The 1,061-nt window shown below is 50.1% G+C and carries 2 protein-coding genes; both read left to right on the top strand.

The annotated features are described in order from the left end of the window. Nucleotides 1-240 precede the first annotated feature (240 nt). On the top strand, nucleotides 241-807 hold the full coding sequence (locus tag DXA05_RS26120) for a ribonucleotide-diphosphate reductase subunit alpha (RefSeq protein ID WP_128859791.1): 567 nt from the start codon (nucleotides 241-243) through the stop codon (nucleotides 805-807). 3 nt (nucleotides 808-810) lie between these two features. Further along, nucleotides 811-1,061 (top strand): SLOG family protein (locus DXA05_RS26115; RefSeq protein WP_128859790.1); only part of this gene is annotated, 251 nt, incomplete at its 3' end.

Below are 1,061 nucleotides of genomic sequence, written 5' to 3'. Positions count from 1 at the left end.
TAACAGATTTCTTTTCGCCTGCCTTGCCGCTGCGGATATTGTTTTGCAAAGGTAATGCTGGCGATTGTTCAAACACCAAATCGTCCATTGCATTTGACCGAAAAATCTTCCTCTGCGTGCAGAGCGTATTTTTCGCTCCCGATTTGGCTTTTTGATCGCCATCACTCTTGGAAAGCAAAAAATATCCCTTGGGCAGGCAGGAAAAGCCTCCGAAATAAGGGAAGAAAAAACATAAGAGCAATGGCACACAAGAATGACTATCAAATCCAAAAGCAGTTAGACAAGCCTCAGACTTGGTTCTGCAAATACTATCCCGCACGCATCCGCAATGTGGGTGAGAAGGAGATTGCCGACAGACAATTAGTGTTTGACTTCAAGGACGGAAGAGCCTACGAGGAAGTGGCGCAGCGCACCGCAGAGAATATGCTGACACTCTACGGCAAGGGTTGCGTGAACATCGTCTTCGCCCCCGTTCCGGCATCCACAAGCGAGAGCAACGAACTCCGCTACAAGGCTTTCTGCCACAGGGTTTGTGAACTGACAGGAGCGGAAAACGGCTACGAGCACGTGAGGGTATGCGGAGAGCGTAAGACCATCCACGATAACCGCAAGAACGAGGATGAAGTCTGCAAGGCGAATGTCGTTGAGTTTGATGAGCCGTTCTTCGACAACAAAATGGTGTTGGTCTTTGACGATGTGATAACCAAGGGTCTCAGCTATGCCAAGTATGCCAACCAACTCGAAAGGCTCGGGGCATGTGTTATTGGCGGTATGTTCCTCGCACGCACACATTATAAAGTAAGGTAAAGTATGACAAAGTACGACAAGGCAGTGTCCGTATGCTTCAGCGGACACCGCAGCGTACCTTTCGCCAAGCGGAGGGAGTTGAAGCAATGTCTCAAATCGGAGATAGCCAAGGCGTATGCCGACGGCTACCGGTATTTCTATTGTGGCATGGCAATGGGATTTGACCTGCTGGCGGCAGAAGCCGCCCTTTCGTTGCAATGCGAGTTGAAGGACTTGCAGGTGATAGCCGTTGTGCCGTTCCGTGGTCAGTCTGA

It is taken from the genome of Bacteroides sp. AM54-2NS, from assembly GCF_003602935.1.
Lineage (GTDB): Bacteria > Bacteroidota > Bacteroidia > Bacteroidales > Bacteroidaceae > Bacteroides > Bacteroides xylanisolvens.
Note: the sequence above shows the minus strand (reverse complement) of the source record. Positions and strands in the feature narration are given on the sequence as shown.